This is a genomic window from Curtobacterium sp. MCLR17_042, from assembly GCF_003234695.1.
Lineage (GTDB): Bacteria > Actinomycetota > Actinomycetes > Actinomycetales > Microbacteriaceae > Curtobacterium > Curtobacterium flaccumfaciens.
Genome location: NZ_QKTD01000001.1, coordinates 213741 through 230591, shown reverse-complemented (window position 1 = coordinate 230591; position 16851 = coordinate 213741). Strand labels below are relative to the sequence as shown.

The 16851-nt window shown below is 69.6% G+C and carries 14 protein-coding genes and 1 pseudogene; 2 read left to right on the top strand and 13 right to left on the bottom strand.

Features of this window, described 5'->3' with window-relative positions; genetic code table 11:
- Nucleotides 1-543: 543 nt before the first annotated feature.
- The 6 genes from DEJ02_RS01110 to DEJ02_RS01090 all read right to left on the bottom strand — a co-directional run bounded on the left by DEJ02_RS01110 (nt 544) and on the right by DEJ02_RS01090 (nt 6109).
- A complete protein-coding gene (locus tag DEJ02_RS01110) occupies nt 544-1578 on the bottom strand; it encodes a hypothetical protein (RefSeq protein WP_146249199.1) in 1035 nt (344 codons plus the stop codon).
- Between the two features lie 137 nt (nt 1579-1715).
- On the bottom strand, nt 1716-1871 hold the full coding sequence (locus DEJ02_RS18385; protein ID WP_181440243.1) for a hypothetical protein: 156 nt from the start codon (nt 1869-1871) through the stop codon (nt 1716-1718).
- Nucleotides 1872-2009: 138 nt separating this feature from the next.
- Nucleotides 2010-2276: a DUF4190 domain-containing protein gene (locus DEJ02_RS01105; RefSeq protein WP_111031706.1), complete on the bottom strand. Its 267-nt coding sequence runs from the start codon at nt 2274-2276 to the stop codon at nt 2010-2012.
- A 123-nt stretch (nt 2277-2399) separates the two neighbouring features.
- Nucleotides 2400-4793 carry an excinuclease ABC subunit UvrA gene (locus DEJ02_RS01100; protein ID WP_220038355.1) on the bottom strand — a complete coding sequence of 798 codons (2394 nt, stop codon included), beginning with the start codon at nt 4791-4793 and terminating at the stop codon, nt 2400-2402.
- A gap of 91 nt (nt 4794-4884) precedes the next feature.
- Nucleotides 4885-5337: an NUDIX hydrolase gene (locus DEJ02_RS01095; RefSeq protein WP_071403789.1), complete on the bottom strand. Its 453-nt coding sequence runs from the start codon at nt 5335-5337 to the stop codon at nt 4885-4887.
- Nucleotides 5338-5347: 10 nt separating this feature from the next.
- Entirely contained in the window at nt 5348-6109 is a 762-nt protein-coding gene (locus tag DEJ02_RS01090; protein WP_111024422.1) for an SDR family oxidoreductase, read from the bottom strand.
- 154 nt (nt 6110-6263) lie between these two features.
- On the opposite strand from DEJ02_RS01090, the gene DEJ02_RS01085 reads away from it, so the two are divergent.
- On the top strand, nt 6264-6737 hold the full coding sequence (locus tag DEJ02_RS01085) for an NfeD family protein (RefSeq protein WP_111031705.1): 474 nt from the start codon (nt 6264-6266) through the stop codon (nt 6735-6737).
- A pseudogene (locus DEJ02_RS01080) lies at nt 6734-7648 on the top strand (SPFH domain-containing protein); the annotation flags it as partial. The gene DEJ02_RS01085 and the pseudogene DEJ02_RS01080, both read left to right, overlap by 4 nt.
- Before the next feature lie 360 nt (nt 7649-8008).
- On the opposite strand, the gene DEJ02_RS01075 reads toward DEJ02_RS01080, so the two are convergent.
- From DEJ02_RS01075 to DEJ02_RS01045, 7 genes are all read right to left on the bottom strand, one after another.
- Nucleotides 8009-8359 (bottom strand): RNA polymerase-binding protein RbpA, encoded by a 351-nt coding sequence (locus DEJ02_RS01075; protein WP_111031704.1) that lies wholly within the window; start codon nt 8357-8359, stop codon nt 8009-8011.
- 110 nt (nt 8360-8469) lie between these two features.
- A complete protein-coding gene (gene lnt / locus DEJ02_RS01070) occupies nt 8470-10062 on the bottom strand; it encodes an apolipoprotein N-acyltransferase (protein WP_258378639.1) in 1593 nt (530 codons plus the stop codon).
- Nucleotides 10063-10073: 11 nt separating this feature from the next.
- The gene (locus DEJ02_RS01065) at nt 10074-12512 is read right to left on the bottom strand and encodes an RNA helicase (protein ID WP_071244709.1); all 2439 of its coding nucleotides are present in this window, start codon (nt 12510-12512) and stop codon (nt 10074-10076) included.
- Nucleotides 12509-13261 carry a twin-arginine translocase subunit TatC gene (gene tatC, locus DEJ02_RS01060; RefSeq protein WP_110863923.1) on the bottom strand — a complete coding sequence of 251 codons (753 nt, stop codon included), beginning with the start codon at nt 13259-13261 and terminating at the stop codon, nt 12509-12511. The genes DEJ02_RS01065 and tatC overlap by 4 nt, the downstream gene beginning before the upstream one ends.
- 561 nt (nt 13262-13822) lie before the next feature.
- The gene (locus DEJ02_RS01055) at nt 13823-14794 is read right to left on the bottom strand and encodes a YafY family protein (RefSeq protein ID WP_111031702.1); all 972 of its coding nucleotides are present in this window, start codon (nt 14792-14794) and stop codon (nt 13823-13825) included.
- The gene (locus tag DEJ02_RS01050; RefSeq protein ID WP_071403785.1) at nt 14787-15839 is read right to left on the bottom strand and encodes a YafY family protein; all 1053 of its coding nucleotides are present in this window, start codon (nt 15837-15839) and stop codon (nt 14787-14789) included. Before DEJ02_RS01050 ends, DEJ02_RS01055 begins: the two co-directional genes overlap by 8 nt.
- A 71-nt stretch (nt 15840-15910) precedes the next feature.
- Nucleotides 15911-16831 carry an FKBP-type peptidyl-prolyl cis-trans isomerase gene (locus tag DEJ02_RS01045; protein WP_111031701.1) on the bottom strand — a complete coding sequence of 307 codons (921 nt, stop codon included), beginning with the start codon at nt 16829-16831 and terminating at the stop codon, nt 15911-15913.
- Nucleotides 16832-16851 lie beyond the last annotated feature (20 nt).

Here is a 16851-nt window from a genome sequence, read left to right as displayed (position 1 = left end):
CGACGCAATAGTGGACCCGGGAGGATCCGCCGCGCGAAACGCAATCACGCCACGAATCTTGTGTAGTAGAAAAACAAAACGGCCCGGCTCGCGGAAAATGCGAGACGGGCCGTTTGTTCTGCTTCGTCTAGAACACTGTCGTGATGGCGGACGATGCGTGGTCCCACAACTGGAACGTCGTAAGCATCGTCGTCAACACGAGAGGGATAAACGAAATAGCTACCGTAGAGCTTTTACGCACTGGCGTAACTTTTTCATCCGCGGTAGACTCGATACGAAGGCGGACAACGCGATGGACGCGCATCCGCATGGACACGGCGAAGTGCCTGGCCATATATACCTCTCCGCTGACGGTGAGCCAGCAAGTTCGACCGTCAGCTGGTTGTGCAGGACAGACCGCCCCGGCATCGCCGGGGCGGTTCTGTATCCAGGTAGTTCCCGAACACTGACCACACTACCGCGGATTCACGATTAACTGCGAGGGTCGGTGGTTCAATGCTGGCATTCCGCAAGCAGGGTGCAATCACATCGCTTGCAATCAGATCACTCCGATGGAGCGGCGGACTGGACTTCCACGCGGAGGAGATCGGCTGCGAGCATGTAAACCCACGAGACGCACGACTCCACTTCGGCCCGTGAGAGGTCTGCGTGCACGCCCTTGCTGGCCAAATCGTCGAGCGACTTCAGGCGGGTACCCAGCGTGACGAGGTTGGACGCGAGCAGGTCTGCATGGGTTGAGCGCCCCTTCCTCTCGTGCACCCAGGTCGTCAGCCTGTTCCGGTAATGGTCGTCGTCCATCGAGCGGGTCACGCCGTCCTCGCCTGCAACGGGAGGCCCAGGCGGGTAGAGCGCATCCGCCAGGGCTTTGATGGCGCGGCGGCACGAAGTTGCGGCCTGGCTGGCGGCCTCCTGCTCGTCGTCAACAGAGCGAGTTTCCGCGGCCCGCAGTGCCTCAAGCGCGGACGGCGCAACTCTCGCAAGCTCCGTCTCGACGAACCCTCGCCCCCTCGCTACGGAATCTGGGACTGCCTCGCCTACGAGAATCTGCGCCTCGGCGTCCAGGACGTAGGTGTAAGCGGCATCCTTGATTCGTTCGAGCATGCTTCGGCGTTCCGAGACAGGGATCGTAAGGCTCGCGCGCAACTTACGGCGGTCGAGGAAGGCCAAACCGGTGTCGAGTGGTGTCATGCCCTCGGGGATCTCGTCATCGTGGATGGTCATCAGAGAGGCGAGCGACGACTCAAGGCTTGCGACAGACGGGAACAGGAAGGTCTCCTTGTCGTCGAGCTTCATCCTGCGTCGTACCTCGAATGATTTCGCCGTGATCGCCCACTCCTTCTGGGCATCCTCAGCTCCAATCTGGGCAGTGAGCCGCGCGAGTAACGCTCGGTTGCGGTCTTGGGTTGAGTCGTCGACTCCCTGCACCTCCATGCGCAACCAGAACTCCGCGACGGCGTCTTGTCGGAGCATCGCTACACGGAGGGCGGCACGTGTGATCACGCTCGCTGGCGAGTTCGCGGCAGTGGCTGTGAGCGCGTCATCGATCGCACGCGCGATCCGTTCAGAGGGTGTGTCCATTCCCAGAGAGTAGCCGGATCGAACCTAAGTTGACATAATATGCATTATCGGCGCACCGGCGAAGATGCTTCGTGAGCAGAAGAGGTCGAGTCCGCTGTACGGACTCGACCCCTTCTGCTCACTGGATGACGACGGCGTCAGTCGGCGGGCTTCGTCGGGACGTCGTCGGCGTCGATCTCGAGCGCTGCTGGCTCGCCGCCCTGTTCCTCCAGGGTGTCCTGGTCGGTGTCGGGCTGCTCCGACGACTCGCTCTGGGTGGTCTCTTCGGCTGGGTCAGGCTGGCTGTAGCTCATGCGCCGGACGGTACGCCCGCGTTCCTGAACAGCCGCAAGCTCGGCGCCGAAGACACCTGGTGAGCAGCAATGGTCGAGTCCATCCGCTGGACTCGACCATTACTGCTCACGATGCGGGCCCGCCAGGCGGGCTCTGGCTCACGCCTGATTCAGGAGCACCGCGGTGGCGATGTAGCCGATGATCCCGACGACGATGGCGACGATCGACAGGATGATGCCCGCGAGGATCATTCCCCGGCTGCCACCGCGCTTCCGCGCGAGGATGCCGAGCACCAGACCGACGATGCCCGCCACCACACCGATGATGGCGATGAAGATGCCGCCGACGGTCCCGATGATGCCGAGCACCAGGGAGACGATGGCGAAGGTGTTCGACTGCGCGGGCGCGTTGCCGGGGTTGGACATGGTGGAGCTCCTTCTGGTCAGGACGCCGATCCAGGCCGGGTAGCCGATCGTGAGCGTCAGTCAGAACGGTAGTCCTCACACACGGCTTATGCCCAGATTCGCCCCCTGAGTCTGTCCCCCGGCTCAGGCTCCGACGTACGCCGCCAGGTGCTGCCCAGTCAGCGTCGACCGTGCCGCCACGAGTGCAGCGGGCGTCCCCTCGAACACGATCCGCCCGCCGTCGTGGCCGGCACCCGGTCCGAGGTCGATGATCCAGTCGGCGTGCGCCATCACGGCCTGGTGGTGCTCGATCACGACGACCGTCCGGCCGGCTTCGACGAGCCGGTCGAGCAGGCCGAGCAACTGCTCGACGTCGGCCAGGTGCAGGCCCGCGGTGGGCTCGTCGAGCACCACCACGCCGCCCCGGTCACCGAGGTGCGTCGCGAGCTTGAGCCGCTGCCGCTCTCCCCCGGACAACGTGGTGAGCGGCTGGCCGATCGTCAGGTACCCGAGCCCCACGTCGGCGAGCCGGGCGAGGATCGTGTGGGCCGCCGGCAGTGCGGACTCCCCCGCCGCGAAGAACGCCAGCGCGTCGGCGACGGACATGCCGAGCACCTCGCTGATGTCCTTCCCGCCCAGGTGGTACCCGAGCACGGACTGGTCGAACCGCTTGCCGTCGCACTCGACGCAGGGGCTCGCGACGCCCGCCATCATGCCGAGGTCGGTGTACACGACACCGGCACCGTTGCACGCCGGGCAGGCACCCTCGGAGTTGGCGCTGAACAGGGCGGGCTTGACGCCGTTGGCCTTCGCGAACGCCTTGCGGATCGGCTCGAGCAGGCCGGTGTACGTCGCCGGGTTGCTCCGCCGTGAGCCCCGGATGCCGCTCTGGTCGATGGCGACCACGTCGTCGCGCCGAGCCAGCGACCCGTGGATGAGCGTGCTCTTGCCCGAGCCGGCGACCCCCGTCACGACGGTGAGCACCCCGGTGGGGACGTCCACGTCGACGTCGTGGAGGTTGTGGGCCGAAGCGCCGCGGATCGCGATCGCCCCGTCCGGACGACGGACCTCGGACTTCACGGTCACGCGGTCGTCCAGGTGCCGACCGGTCACGGTCCCGCTGGCACGCAGCCCGTCGACGGACCCCTGGTAGCAGAGCGTCCCACCGCCGGAACCGGCACCGGGCCCGAGGTCGACGACGTGGTCGGCGATCGCGATGACCTCGGGCTTGTGCTCGACGACGAGGACGGTGTTGCCCTTGTCGCGCAACCGGACGAGCAGTTCGTTCATCCGCTCGATGTCGTGCGGGTGCAGCCCCGTGCTCGGCTCGTCGAAGACGTAGGTGACGTCGCTGAGCGAGGAGCCGAGGTGCTTCACCATCTTCACGCGCTGCCCCTCTCCCCCGGACAGCGTGCCGGTGGGGCGGTCGAGCGACAGGTAGCCGAGTCCGATCTCGACGAAGGACTCGAGCAGGTCGCGGAGCCCCTCGAGCAACGGCCCGGCCCCGGGGTCGTCGAGCCCCCGCAGCCAGGTGACGGCGTCGGTGATCTGCATCGCGCAGACGTCGGCGATGCTGCGGCCCGCGACCTTCGACGAGCGTGCGGTGTCGTTCAACCGGGTCCCGTCGCAGGCCGGACACGTCGTGAAGGTCACCGCACGGTCGACGAAGGCCCGGATGTGCGGCTGCATCGCCTCGCGGTCCTTCTGCAGGAACGATCGGCGGACCCGGTGCACGAGCCCCTCGTAGGTCATGTTGATGCCGGCGATCTTCTGCTTCGTCGGCTCGCGGTACAGGAAGTCCTGCCGCTCCTGCTCGGTGAAGTCGCGGATCGGGGTGTCCCGGTCGAAGTAGCCCGACTCGGCGTACAGCCGCACGTTCCACCCGTCGGTCCCGTACCCGGGGATCGTGAGGGCGCCGTCCCCGAGCGACTTCGTGTCGTCGAACAGCTGCGTCAGGTCGATGTCGTTCACCAGCCCCCGACCCTCGCAGTCGGCGCACATGCCGCCGAGCCGCGTGAACGAGACCTTCTGGGCCTTCGCGTCCGCACCCTTCTGCACCGTGATCGCTCCCCCGGCCGTCACGGTGGCGAGGTTGAACGAGAACGCGTTCGGCCCCCCGATGTGCGGCTGACCGAGTCGACTGAACAGCACGCGCAGCATCGCGTTCGCGTCCGTCGCGGTGCCGACGGTGGAGCGCGGGTCTGCGCCGATGCGCTCCTGGTCGACGACGATCGCGGTGGTCAGGCCGTCGAGCAGGTCGACGTCCGGGCGCGCGAGCGAGGGCATGAACCCCTGCACGAACGCGCTGTAGGTCTCGTTGATCATCCGCTGCGACTCGGCGGCGACCGTGCCGAACACGAGCGAGCTCTTGCCCGAGCCGGAGACCCCGGTGAACACCGTGAGCCGCCGCTTCGGCAGGTCCACGTCGACGTCGCGCAGGTTGTTCGCGCGGGCACCGCGCACCCGGATCCGGCCGTGCCGGTCGGCAGGGTGCGCGTCGGCGCCGGTGGGGTCGTCGTCGACCGGATCGGTGTGCATGCGGGTCAGCGTACCGACGGGAGGCCCGTGGCGGGGCCGCCACGGGCCTCCCGTCCGGTCCTGGGTCGGCCGTCAGGCCGTGGTGCGGTGCTCAGGCGCCGTGCCGGCGCACCAGGTCCGGCAGCTCGGCGGGTTCGAACTCCTCGTCGGTCGCGTCGAGTTCGTCGGCGGTCCACCACCGCGAGGCGAGGATGTCGACGCGCTCGTCGTCGGTCCACTCGGCGTCCGACAGCTCGAAGCCGGGCGTGCGGACGACGTAGAACTCGGCGTGCCCGCGGTCGTGGTCGGCGAGGTCCCACTCGACCGTGAAGTCCCAGGACCACACCGGTTCGCCCGGTTCGTCGATGACGATCCCGGTCTCCTCGCGCAGCTCACGGATCGCGGCGTCGCGGTGGGTCTCCCCCGGGTCGACCCCACCACCCGGCGTGATCCAGCGGTGGGCGCCGTCCGACGAGGGCGAGTTCGTGTCCATCAGGAACACGCGGCCCTCGGGGTCGAGCAGCAGGATGCGGGAGGTGCGGCGCAGGCCGGGCTTGGCGGTCACCCGCCCGACGTTAGCCGACGAAACCGCTGACGTCGCCGACCAGCTTGGTGTGGTCGGCGGGGATCGGCTCGACGGCGGCGAGGGCGATCTCGGCCGCGAACTCGGACACGCTGTAGAGCTTGCCGACCTCCTGCCGACGACCCTCGATCGCGCCGGGGTTCAGGCGGTTCAGCAGCGTCGCGGTGATCGTGCCCTCGATCATGTCGCCGGAGACGACGACGAACTCGATGCCGGCGGCCTCGAGCTGCGGGATGAGCTCACGGAGGGCGAGTTCTCCGGCGCGCTTGCTCTTGGCGACCGGGACGTACTCGTCCATCGTCTCGGCGGTCTCGACGAAGTGCGCCTGGTGGCTCGTGACGAACACCACGCGGGAGCCGGCGGGCATGTGCGGCACGGCGGTCTGCAGCATGTCGACCTGGGCGTCGCGGTTCAGGCGGAGCGCGTAGTCCTCGCCGACGCCGGACTCCATGCCGCCCGACGCGTTGAGCACGAGCAGGTCGATGCCGCCCCACTCCTGGACGACGGTGTCGACGAGGGCCTGCACGGAGTCGTGCTCGGTCAGGTCGGCGCCGACGGCCAGGGCGGAACCGCCCGCCTCGACGATCTTCTCGGCGATCTGCTCCGCGCGCTTGGCCTTGTTGCGGTAGTTCACGACGACCTTCGCCCCGGCCTCGGCGAGGTACCCGACGGTGTCGGCGCCGATGCCTCGGGACGAACCGGTGACGACGGCGCGCTTGTCGGTGAGGGATCCGGGGGCGAGGGGGTTGCTCACAGTCGTGTTCTCCAGGTCTGGTTCCGGCCGGTCGGGCGCACCGAGCCTACCAATCGCCTGCACGACCGTCGGACGGCCCTGATATGTTGAACGGAGTTGTACCGGCTGTCGCGACGCAGCGAGCCGCCGCGCGCGACCGAGGGAGGGAGATCGCGTGAACGGAATCGATTGGATCCAGAGCACCGTCTGGATCGGCCTGGTGTTGCTCCTGGGCGTGGTCGAGATCTTCACCCTCGACTTCATCTTCATCATGCTCGCGGCGGGTGCCGCCGGCGGGTTGATCGCCGCACTGCTCGGCGCCCCGTGGTGGCTGTCCGCCATCGTCGCCGCGGTGGCCGCACTCGTGCTGCTGTCGCTCGTCCGACCGCGCCTGCTCGTGGCGCTCGGCCGCGGGGCCGACCCGCACCGCACCAACGCCGAGGGGCTCATCGGGCTCGCCGGCACGGTCGCGGTCGCCTTCACCTCCTCCAGTCCTGGTCAGGTGCGCCTGGCCAACGGCGAGACCTGGAGCGCGCGGTTCGCCGCGGGCTCCGTCGACCGCACACCGCCACTCGGGACCCCCGTGGTCGTCGAGTCGATCGAGGGGTCGACCGCGGTCGTGCGCCTCGCAGAAAGGGCCACCTCGTGACCAGCATCTCCCCGGGGACGATCGCACTGCTCGTGCTCGTCCTCGTCGTCGTCATCTTCGTGATCGTCGTCCTGGCGAAGGCGATCCGGATCGTCCCGCAGGCCACCGCGGGCGTCGTCGAACGACTCGGCAAGTACCACAAGACCCTCAACCCGGGCTTGAACCTTCTCGTCCCGTTCATCGACCGCCTGCGGCCGCTGCTCGACATGCGTGAGCAGGTCGTCTCGTTCCCGCCGCAGCCCGTGATCACCGAGGACAACCTGGTGGTCTCGATCGACACGGTCGTCTACTTCCAGGTGACCGACGCCCGTGCCGCGACGTACGAGATCGCGAACTACCTCGGCGCCGTCGAGCAGCTCACCACCACCACGCTCCGCAACGTCGTCGGTGGCCTGAACCTCGAAGAGGCACTGACCAGCCGCGACAACATCAACGGCCAGCTCCGCGTCGTCCTCGACGAAGCCACGGGCAAGTGGGGCATCCGCGTCGGCCGAGTCGAGCTCAAGGCGATCGAGCCGCCCGTGTCCATCCAGGACGCCATGGAGCAGCAGCTCCGTGCCGAGCGCAGCCGACGTGCCGCGATCCTCCAGGCCGAGGGCACCAAGCAGTCCCAGATCCTCGAGGCCGAGGGACAGCGACAGGCAGCGATCCTGGCCGCCGAGGGTGACGCCAAGGCTCAGGTGCTCCGTGCCGAGGGTGAAGCCCAGGCCATCGCGACCGTGTTCGAGGCCATCCACACCGGTGACCCGGACGAGAAGCTGCTGTCCTACCAGTACCTGCAGACCCTGCCGAAGATCGCCGAGGGCACGTCGAACAAGCTCTGGATGATCCCGAGCGAGTTCACCGAGGCGCTGTCCGGCATCGCCAAGGGCTTCAGCGCCAGCCGTGGTGGCGGCGCCGGCCCGGTCGCCGGCGGCGCCGGTGGCACGGACTTCCTTTCCCGCATCTCCAAGCTCGCGAACGAGAGCCTGGCGAACACCGCAGCCGCGGACACCACGATGCCGCGGGCGGACGCCACCGCCGCGGACATCGTTCCCGAGTCCGACCTCGACGCACGTCTGGCCGAGTCGAACCGCAGTGTCGACGCACACCTCGCGGCGGCCGACGACGCGACCGCTGAACAGGTCGCCGACACTCCGCCCACGCCGGGCGACGACGCCTCCGGTCACCGCACCAGCGACGGCTCCGGTCGGCGCTGACGCTCCGGCACCAACACACGACGACGCCCGCCCCGGGGAACCGGGGCGGGCGTCGTCGTGTGTTCGGTGGTGTCAGGCGCCGCGTCGTGCGCGGAGGACCTGCAGGCGCTCTTCGAGGAGCTCCTCGAGTTCGTCGCGCGAGCGGCGCTCGAGCAGCATGTCCCAGTGGGTGCGGGGTGCCTTCACGTCCTCTTCGGCGACCTCGACGGGGATCCCGTCGTCGCCGAGCAGGCGGCCCTCGCGACCGGAGCGCGGCTCCGACCAGGTCTGGGGGACGTCCGCATCGGCCGAGAAGACGATGTCGAACGTCTCACCCGAATCCGTCTGGTAGACCGCGCGCTTGCGATCTGAGAGCTCGACGCCCTCTTCGCTCTGGAGACTCTGACTCCCGAGCCGCATGCCGCGGAGACTCCGATCAGCCATGTGTGTGCTCCTCTCGCTCGTCTGCCCTCCACAACACTGTCCCACGCCCCATCAATCCCGTACCGGCGCATTCACAGTCCGTTCCCAGTGGCTGGGCGCGGCGGGCCCGATCAGGAGCGGGTGCGACGGCCCCAGGGCGCGCAGGCGAGGAGCACGAGGAGTCCGCCGAGGGAGAGCAGGAGCGTGATCGAGCCGGACAGGATCGACGCCGGGGTGGTGGACGTGCCGAGCGGCACGTCGGTCACCATCGACGTCGCGGTGTACTCCGGCACCCGGTCGATCGTGCGCCCGCTCGGGTCGATGACCTGCGACGCTCCAACGGTCGAGATGTTCACGAGCGACCGACCGGTCTCGATGGCCCGCATCCGCGCGATCTCGAGCTGCTGCAGGTTCTCGTCGGTGCCCGAGAAGTCGGCGTTGTTCGTCTGCGCGAGGATCACCTGCGCTCCCCCGCGCACCATGTCGGCGGTCAGCCCGTCGTCGACGATGTCGAAGCAGATCGAGATGCCGGCACGGATGCCCGCGACGGAGAGCACGTTCGGCTTCGTCCCCGGCGTGTAGTCGCGCTGCAGCAGACCGATCAGCGACGGTGCGAGCTTGGAGAAGAACCAGCGGTCGGGCACGTACTCGCCGAACGGCACCGGGCGCTTCTTGTCGTAGGACGACTGCCAGCCGTCCGCGGTCCACACGAACGACGTGTTGTGCAGCACCCCTGACGGGGTCTGCGTGATGGCACCCGCGACGATCGGGGCGTCGAGCGAGTCGACCACCGAGTCGAGGGCGGAGGCGATGACCGGCTGCTGGCGCGGGTCGTACTCCGCACCGGCCTCCGGCCAGACGACCAGGTCCACACCCTTCGCGTCCACGTCCGTCGCCGCCACCTGCGCTGCCAGGACGTCGCCGGGCTCCGCACGGTCGAAGTAGCCCGCGGGACCGTTGCCCTGCACCGACTCGACCCGGATCGTGCCGCTCGTGGCGGTCGGCCACGCCGGCACGGCCAGGACCGCCGCGACGAGCAGACCCGCCGTCGCCACCCGCACGGGCAGCCGGAGCGTGACGCCCGGCACACGGGGTGCCACGAGCGCGAGCGACACCACGACCGCGACGCAGTACACGACGACGAACGTCAGCCCGAGGACGCCCACGTACGCGGCCAGGTGCGTGAACGGCCCCTGCGACTGCGACAGGCCCACCCGCCCCCAGGCGAAACCACCGTACGGCCAGCTCCCCGAGAACCACTCGCGTCCGGTCCAGAGCGCGGCGACGACGGCCGGGAGGCCCCACACGCGTCCGGCGGTCGAGGGCACCACGCGCGCGACCCAGCGGTACGCCAGGGCGATGGCGACGCTGCCGAGTGCGAAGAACGCGGCTTCGAGCAGGGCGAGTGCGAACCACGGGACCGGGCCCAGGTAGCGACCGGCCCACGAGATGGCCGGGATCCAGAACGCCGCGCCGGCGAGGTAGCCGATCCACGCCGCACGCCGCGCCCGCTGCCCCATCACCGCGAGCAGCATGCAGGCGAGTGCCGGGTAGGCGAGGAACCACCATCCGGGCGACGGGAACGCGAGGGCGAAGAGGATCCCGCCGATGACGGCCAACGGCACCGCGGTGCCCAGCGGCAACGCGGCGAACGGGCCCGTCGCGACCGCCCCGCGGCCGACGCGCGCGGGCAGCCCGCGCACACTGGTCTCCGGAACCCGCACCGGGCCTCCTGTCAGACCGCCGCGTAGGCGACGATGCCGCGGCGAACCGCGTCCGTCGCCCGTCGGGCGGTCTGGGCGAGCTCGTCGTCGCCGGCGTTCCGGATCTGGTCGAGCAGGTCGATGACCTGCTTCGACCAGCGCACGAAGTCGCCGGCCGGCAGGTCGAGGGTGCGGAGGACGTCGTCGAGGGCCGAGCCCGAGGCCCAGCGGAACATGCCGACGGCCATCGCCGGGGTCGGCGGCTGCGAACCGGCCAGGCGCGCCGCACGCTCGATGTCGTCGAGGCGCGACCAGATGGTCAGTGTCTCGTCGAGCGCGGGGCGGAACGCACCGCGGGGCAGGGCGTGCTCGGTGCCGGGCGCGTCCTCGCGGCGGGGCTGGTAGATGATCGTCGCGGCCATGGCAGCGAGCTGTGCCGGGGTGAGGTCCTTCCAGACCCCCGCCTCGAGGCACTCGGCGACGAGCAGGTCGCGGTCGCCGTAGATGCGCTGCAGACGACGGCCGCCCGCGGCCACAGTGGCTTCGCCGTTGCCGGCGTCGACCAGGTAGCCGAGCTCGAGCAGGACCTCGGTGACACGGTCGAACGTCGTGGCGACGGCGCCCGTGCGGGACCGGATCTGCTGGACGAGCTTGTCGTTGGCGCGCTTGAGCTTCCACCAGCGCTCGGACCAACGGGCGTGGGCTTCGCGTTCCGGGCAGGCGTGGCAGGGGTGGCGCTGCAGCTGGCGGCGGACCGCCGTGATCGCGGCCTGGCGTTCCTGGCGGGCGCCGTGTGACGCCTCGCGACCGCCGGGCACGTTCGTGCGCTCGAGGTCGGAGAGCTCACGGCGGAGTGCCGAGTACTCGGTGAAGTCGCCGAGGTGGCACTGCATCGCCTCGCGGTAGCCGTCGAGGGATTCCTGCTGCGAGCGGACCTTGCGGGCGAGGTCGACCACCGACCGGTCGGCCTGGAACTGGGCGAACGACGTCTCGAGGACCTCGCGCGTGCGCTGCCGGCCGAACTGGTCGATCAGGTTGACGGCCATGTTGTAGGTCGGCTTGAACGACGAGTTGAGCGGGTACGTGCGACGGCTGGCCAGCGACGCGACGGCCTGCGGGTCGAGCCCGTCGGTCCACTGGATGACCGAGTGCCCCTCGACGTCGATGCCACGACGACCGGCACGACCGGTGAGCTGCGTGTACTCCCCCGGGGTGATCGGCACACGGGCTTCGCCGTTGAACTTCTCGAGCTTCTCGAGCACGACGGTGCGCGCCGGCATGTTCACGCCGAGTGCCAGGGTCTCGGTGGCGAACACGACCTTGAGGAGCTTGCGCTGGAAGAGGTTCTCGACGACCTCCTTGAAGGCGGGGAGCAGGCCGGCGTGGTGCGCCGCGACCCCGCGCTCGAGCCCTTCGAGCCACTCCCAGTAGCCGAGGACGGCCAGGTCTTCGTCGAGCAGGGTGCGGCAGTGGTACTCCGCCGTCTCGCGGATCTCGTTGCGCTCCTGCACCGTCGTCAGGGACAGGCCCGAGCGCAGGACGTTGCGGACGCCCTGGTCGCAGCCGTTGCGGCTGAACACGAAGAAGATGGCGGGCAGGAGCATCCGCTCGTCGAGCATGTGCGCGATCTGCTCGCGGTGCACCTTCTCGGTGCGGGGCCCGCGACGCTCGGGGTAGCCACCACGACCGCGCCGGCCGCGGTGGCCGCCGCCGTTCCGCTCGCTCCGGGAACCGCCGCCGACCATGCGGAGCAGTTCCGGGTTCACGCGGTTCGTCGCCGCGGCACCGCTCGAGTCGAACAGGTCGACCATCTTCGAACCGACCAGGACGTGCTGCTCCAGCGGCACCGGGCGGTCTTCGGAGACGATGACGTCGGTGTCGCCGCGGACGGTCTGCAGCCAGTCGCCGAACTCCTCGGCGTTGGACACCGTGGCGCTGAGCGAGACCAGGCGAACCTCGGTCGGGAGGTGCAGGATGACCTCTTCCCACACGGCACCGCGGAACCGGTCGGCGAGGTAGTGCACCTCGTCGAGGACCACCCAGGCGAGGTCGTCGAGCAGGTCCGAGTCGGCGTAGATCATGTTCCGGAGTACCTCGGTCGTCATCACGACGACGCGGGCGCGGGGGTTCACGTTCGTGTCGCCGGTGAGCAGCCCGACCTCGGACTCGCCGTAGACGTCGACGAGCTCGGCGTACTTCTGGTTGCTGAGTGCCTTCATCGGCGTCGTGTAGAAGACCTTCGCCGTCGGCTGGCGCATGGCGAGCCAGATGGCGAACTCGGCCACGATCGTCTTACCGGCGCCGGTCGGGGCGGCGACCAGGACGCTGCGGCCCTGGTCGAGCGAGTCGCAGGCGGCGAACTGGAACGGGTCGAGGTCGAACCGCAGGTCCGTCCGGAAGAGCTCGAGGTTGCGCGACCGGTTGCGCACCTTGGCCGCGGCGAACCGCTCGGCCGCACTCGTGCCGCTCACAGGTCGTACTCCTCGTCGAGCTTCGCCTGGCGCTTGGCCAGACGGCGGTCGTGGATCCACGCGATGAAGCAGGCCGCGACGTACAGCACGGTCATCGGGATGGCCAGCAGGAACATCGAGATGACGTCGGCACTCGGGGTGACGATGGCGCAGAAGACCAGGATGCAGAGGATCGCGACGCGCCAGCTCTTGATGATGGCGGAGGCCGACAGCACCCCGACGAAGTTCAGCAGCACGATGAACACCGGCAGCACGAACGCGATGCCCACCGCGACGATGAGCTTGATGACGAAGTCGTAGTACGCCTTCGCATCGACGATCGAGGTGTCCTGGCTCGACACGAAGCTGCCGAGGATGCCGACCACGTGCGGCAGGATGTACCACCCGAAGTAGCACCCGGCGAAGAACAGCGGGATCGCGGTGCCGAGGAAGCCCCAGACGTACTGCCGCTCGCGCCGGACGAGCGCAGGCACGATGAACGCCCAGATCTGGTACAGCCAGACCGGGCTCGCGATGACGACGCCGATGGTGATCGCGATCTGCAGCTTGAGGTCGAACGCCCCGGTGATCATCGGGAAGTTCAGCTCGGCCGTGTGTCCGCCGACCTTGGCGAGCTCGGTCACCGGTGCCCGGAGCGCGTCGAGCACCCACGGGGTGAGGAACCAGCCGCCGATCGCACCGACGACGATCGCCACGACTGCGCGGAAGAGACGGTTGCGCAGCTCGATGAGGTGCTGCCCGAGCGACATGCGGCCTTCGGCGTCGGTCTTCTGGCGCCCCTGCCGCTTCGCTCGCCCGCGCGCGGTCGTCGAAGCCATGTGCTCGATCTTACGGGGTCGGGACCGACAGTCCGCCGGGGTCGGCGCGGCCGCGTGGCAAGCGGGCGAGCGAGCGGGCGGGATCGGGTGTGCCTGGCGAGATCGGGCGTACCGGGTCGGAAGATCACACCAGGTACGCCCGGAACGACCAGGTACCCGAGGTCCACCGTGCGCGATCGGGCATACCTGGCGAGACCGGGCTCATCGGGTCGGAAGATCGCACCAGGTACGCCCGGAACGACCAGCTACCCGAGCTTCACCGTGCGGGATCGGGCGTGCCGCGCCACATCGGGCTTACCTGGCGGGATCGGGCATACCTGGCGGCAACGGGCATACCGGGTCGGAAGATCACACCAGGTACGCCCGGAACAACCAGGTACCCGAGGTCCACCGTGCGCGATCGGGCGTCCCTGGCGAGATCAGGCATACCTGGCGGGATCGGGCGTACCGGGTCGGAACGTGCAGCGCTCGGACCGGCCGCAGCGGCGGACGTCAGCCGGCGGCGAGGGCCGCGGCCGCGAAGTCGCGCACGGCGTCACGGGCCGCGGGCGGGTCGAGCACCACGGCACGACCGGGCAACCCGGCAACGAGCCGGACCACGCCGTCGAACCCGTGCGACGCCGCGAGCCGGATGCGGACACGTCCGTCGGAGTCGGGCGCGTCGGCCGTGTCGGACAGGAAATCGGCGACCAGGGGCAGCGACGTCGAGTCGAGTTCCACCGTGACGATGACGTCGTCGGCGGCCTGCTGGAACAGCGTGTCCGGGATGACGACCTGGTCGATCGTCTTCTCGGCCGGGCGGTCGTCGACCCGGGCCTCGGACATCCGGTCGAGCCGGAACGTCCGGAGCGCCTGCCGATCGAGGTCCCACGCGCGCAGGTACCAGTCGGTGTCGATGGACTCGACCCGGAGCGGGTCGACCCGTCGGGTGCCACCCTGGGTGCGCGGTCCGGCGTACTCGAAGACCAGGCCGCGGCCGTCGGACATCGCCCGGCGGATGGTGGCGAGGGCGACGTCGTGCAGGTCCTGCCCGACGGCGACGGTCGACGCCGCTCCCCCGGCACCGCGGGAGAGCTTGGCCATGAGCGCGCGGATCGCGTCACGGTCGGCGGCCTCAGGCAGGGCGGAGAGGTACTGCAGACCGGCGATGAGCGCCGACGCCTCACGAGCCGACAGGCGCGGTGAGTCGTCGATCGCCACCAGGTTGGTCAGCACGATCATGTCGTTCTGGTCGAAGTCGTCCCAGGCGATGTCGAACAGGTCGCCGTGCTGGTACTGCATCGTCTCGCCGGGCACCCCGGAGACCGCGATGAGTTCGACGGCACGCCGGATGCGGGCCTCGGGCACACCGAAGTGCCGAGCTGCCTCGGCGACCGAGACCCGCTCGCGGTCGATCAGGTACGGCACCAGGGCGAGCAGGAACGCGAGCTTGTCCTGCGCCTGCAGGGGTTGGGCGTCAGCCACGAACGGGGTCCTCTCCGGGGGCTGCGGCAGGGTCGTCGTCGGTGTGGTCGCGCACGAGTGCACGGAGGCGCTCGTCGACCCGTGATCGAAGGTCGTCGGGCTCGAGCACCCGGACCTCGGGCCCGAAGGCGGCGAGTTCCTCGGCGAGGATCTGCGGGTCGACGTGGTGCAGCACGAGCGCGCCGTCGGCGTCGGTCTCGGTGTCGCGGCGACGGGTGAGTCGGCGTTCGGCGTCGGAACCCGGCGTCACGGCGATGCGCGCAGTGCGCTCGGCCCAGATCCGCTCGAGCTCGGCGAGGGTGCGCTCCCCCGCGCCGACGGGAGCGGTGTGCTGCCCGACCTCGTACTGGGTGACCGGTCCGACGATGCGGGCCAGCAGGTAGTTCTTGTCCGAGTCCGTCGCGAACTCGTGGGCGGCGAGCATCCACCGGCCGCCGTGCTGCACCAGGGCGAGCGGAGCCACTTCGCGACGACGGGCGTCGTGCTGCCCGGGCGTGATGTAGTCGAAGCGCACGGCTGCACCGCGGTCGAGCGCGGAGCGGAGCGGCTCGAACGACGCATCACGGGCGCGGAGCCGCGGGGCGTACGCGTCAACTCCGAGCTGCAGGGCACCGTCGTCGTCCTCGGCGCCGGCCGAGCGGACCTTCAGCAGGCCACGGCGGGAGTCGGCGGACAGTGCGCCTTCACGCCAGGCCATCGCGGCCAGGGAGAGCAACGCGGACTCGTCCGGGGTGAATCGGACGTCGACGGGCAGGTCGTACTCACCCTTCGGGATCCGGTACCGGAGCGTCTGGTTGTTGCCCGCGGCACCCGGGGTCTCGATGGTCTCGAGGGGGATGCCGAGCTCGCGCACGTCGTCCTTGTCGCGTTCGAACTGGCGCTCGAGCGAGGCGTTGTCGCCACCGGTCGAGAACCGCTGCCGGTACCCCTGCACGTTGGCCAGGATCTCGGCCTTGGTCAGCCCGGACTCCGTCGAGAGCAGCGCGAGCACGAGGCTGAACAGCCGCTCCTCGGCGGGCACACGGGGCACACGGGTCGCTGGCACGAGCCGATCCTACGGCAGCGCGGGTGCACCGGAGTGCACCCGCGCCGCGGTCCGTGGACGGTCGGACCGGGTCAGTTCGAGATCGCCCCGAGGACGTCGATCACGTACGCGTACGCGGTCCCCTGCTGGTTGACGATGGCCAGGACCTGGTCGCCGACGTGGTGCCCGACGATGGCGGACCGGACGCCCTCGTCCACCTGGCCCTTGGTGAGCGGGATGGCCTGCGCGCCGGATCCGTCGGTCCAGCTTGAGCCGGCGACGGACGGGTCGGCACCCCAGGTGACGGCGGTGTACTTGATGACCGCGGTGTCCTTCGCGGTGAGCTCGCGACCGTCGCCCTTGCGGAGCAGGTGCGTCTCGTTCGACTTCGGCGCGCTCCACGACGGGATCGTGATGCCGGGGGCGCCGGAGGGCGCGAGCACCACGGCCGGCATCTTGTCGCCTGCGAGCTGCGGGGTGCCGGTGGCACGGGCGTCGAACGCGCGCTTGACGTCGATGACGGCGATGACGGCGTCCTCGGTCTTCTTCGACGAGGAGCTGCCTGCGGTGCCGCCGGTGCTGCTCAGGGCGCTCTTCGGCAGGGCCACCGCCAGGCGGTCGCCGACGCGGGCGCACTGCAGCGAGGCACCGAGGGCCCCGTAGTTGCTCGCGCCGGCGGTGATCGGTGCCGTCTGGCCCGAGTAGCCGCTCGTCTGGGCGACCTGGCCCGTGGAGCCGTCCACCAGGGTGTACTCGACCAGGACGGGGGTGCCGTCGTCGATCGTGCGACCGGTGCCCTGCTGCAGCACGGACACCTGGGTGCCCTTGGTGGTCAGGCCCTTCGGCACGTTGACCTTCGGCTCCGAGCCGAACTTGCCGGTGGCGGTCACCGCTTCGGACGCGGCGCCGGGAGCGGCACAGCTCGAGGGCGTGGTGCCGGCACCGTTCGAGGCGCAGGCGGTGAGGGACACCGCGAGACCGATGGTGACCAGGAGTGCGGGGATGGTGCGCACGGACCCTCTTTCCGTTCGAT

What these genes read in the sequence shown, in the direction of transcription:
- DEJ02_RS01110 (WP_146249199.1), bottom strand. Translation starts at nt 1,578, where the DNA reads ATGGACACACCCTCTGAACGGATCGCGCGTGCGATCGATGACGCGCTC.
- DEJ02_RS18385 (WP_181440243.1), bottom strand. Translation starts at nt 1,871, where the DNA reads ATGAGCTACAGCCAGCCTGACCCAGCCGAAGAGACCACCCAGAGCGAG.
- DEJ02_RS01105 (WP_111031706.1), bottom strand. Translation starts at nt 2,276, where the DNA reads ATGTCCAACCCCGGCAACGCGCCCGCGCAGTCGAACACCTTCGCCATC.
- DEJ02_RS01100 (WP_220038355.1), bottom strand. Translation starts at nt 4,793, where the DNA reads ATGCACACCGATCCGGTCGACGACGACCCCACCGGCGCCGACGCGCAC.
- DEJ02_RS01075 (WP_111031704.1), bottom strand. Translation starts at nt 8,359, where the DNA reads ATGGCTGATCGGAGTCTCCGCGGCATGCGGCTCGGGAGTCAGAGTCTC.
- tatC (WP_110863923.1), bottom strand. Translation starts at nt 13,261, where the DNA reads ATGTCGCTCGGGCAGCACCTCATCGAGCTGCGCAACCGTCTCTTCCGC.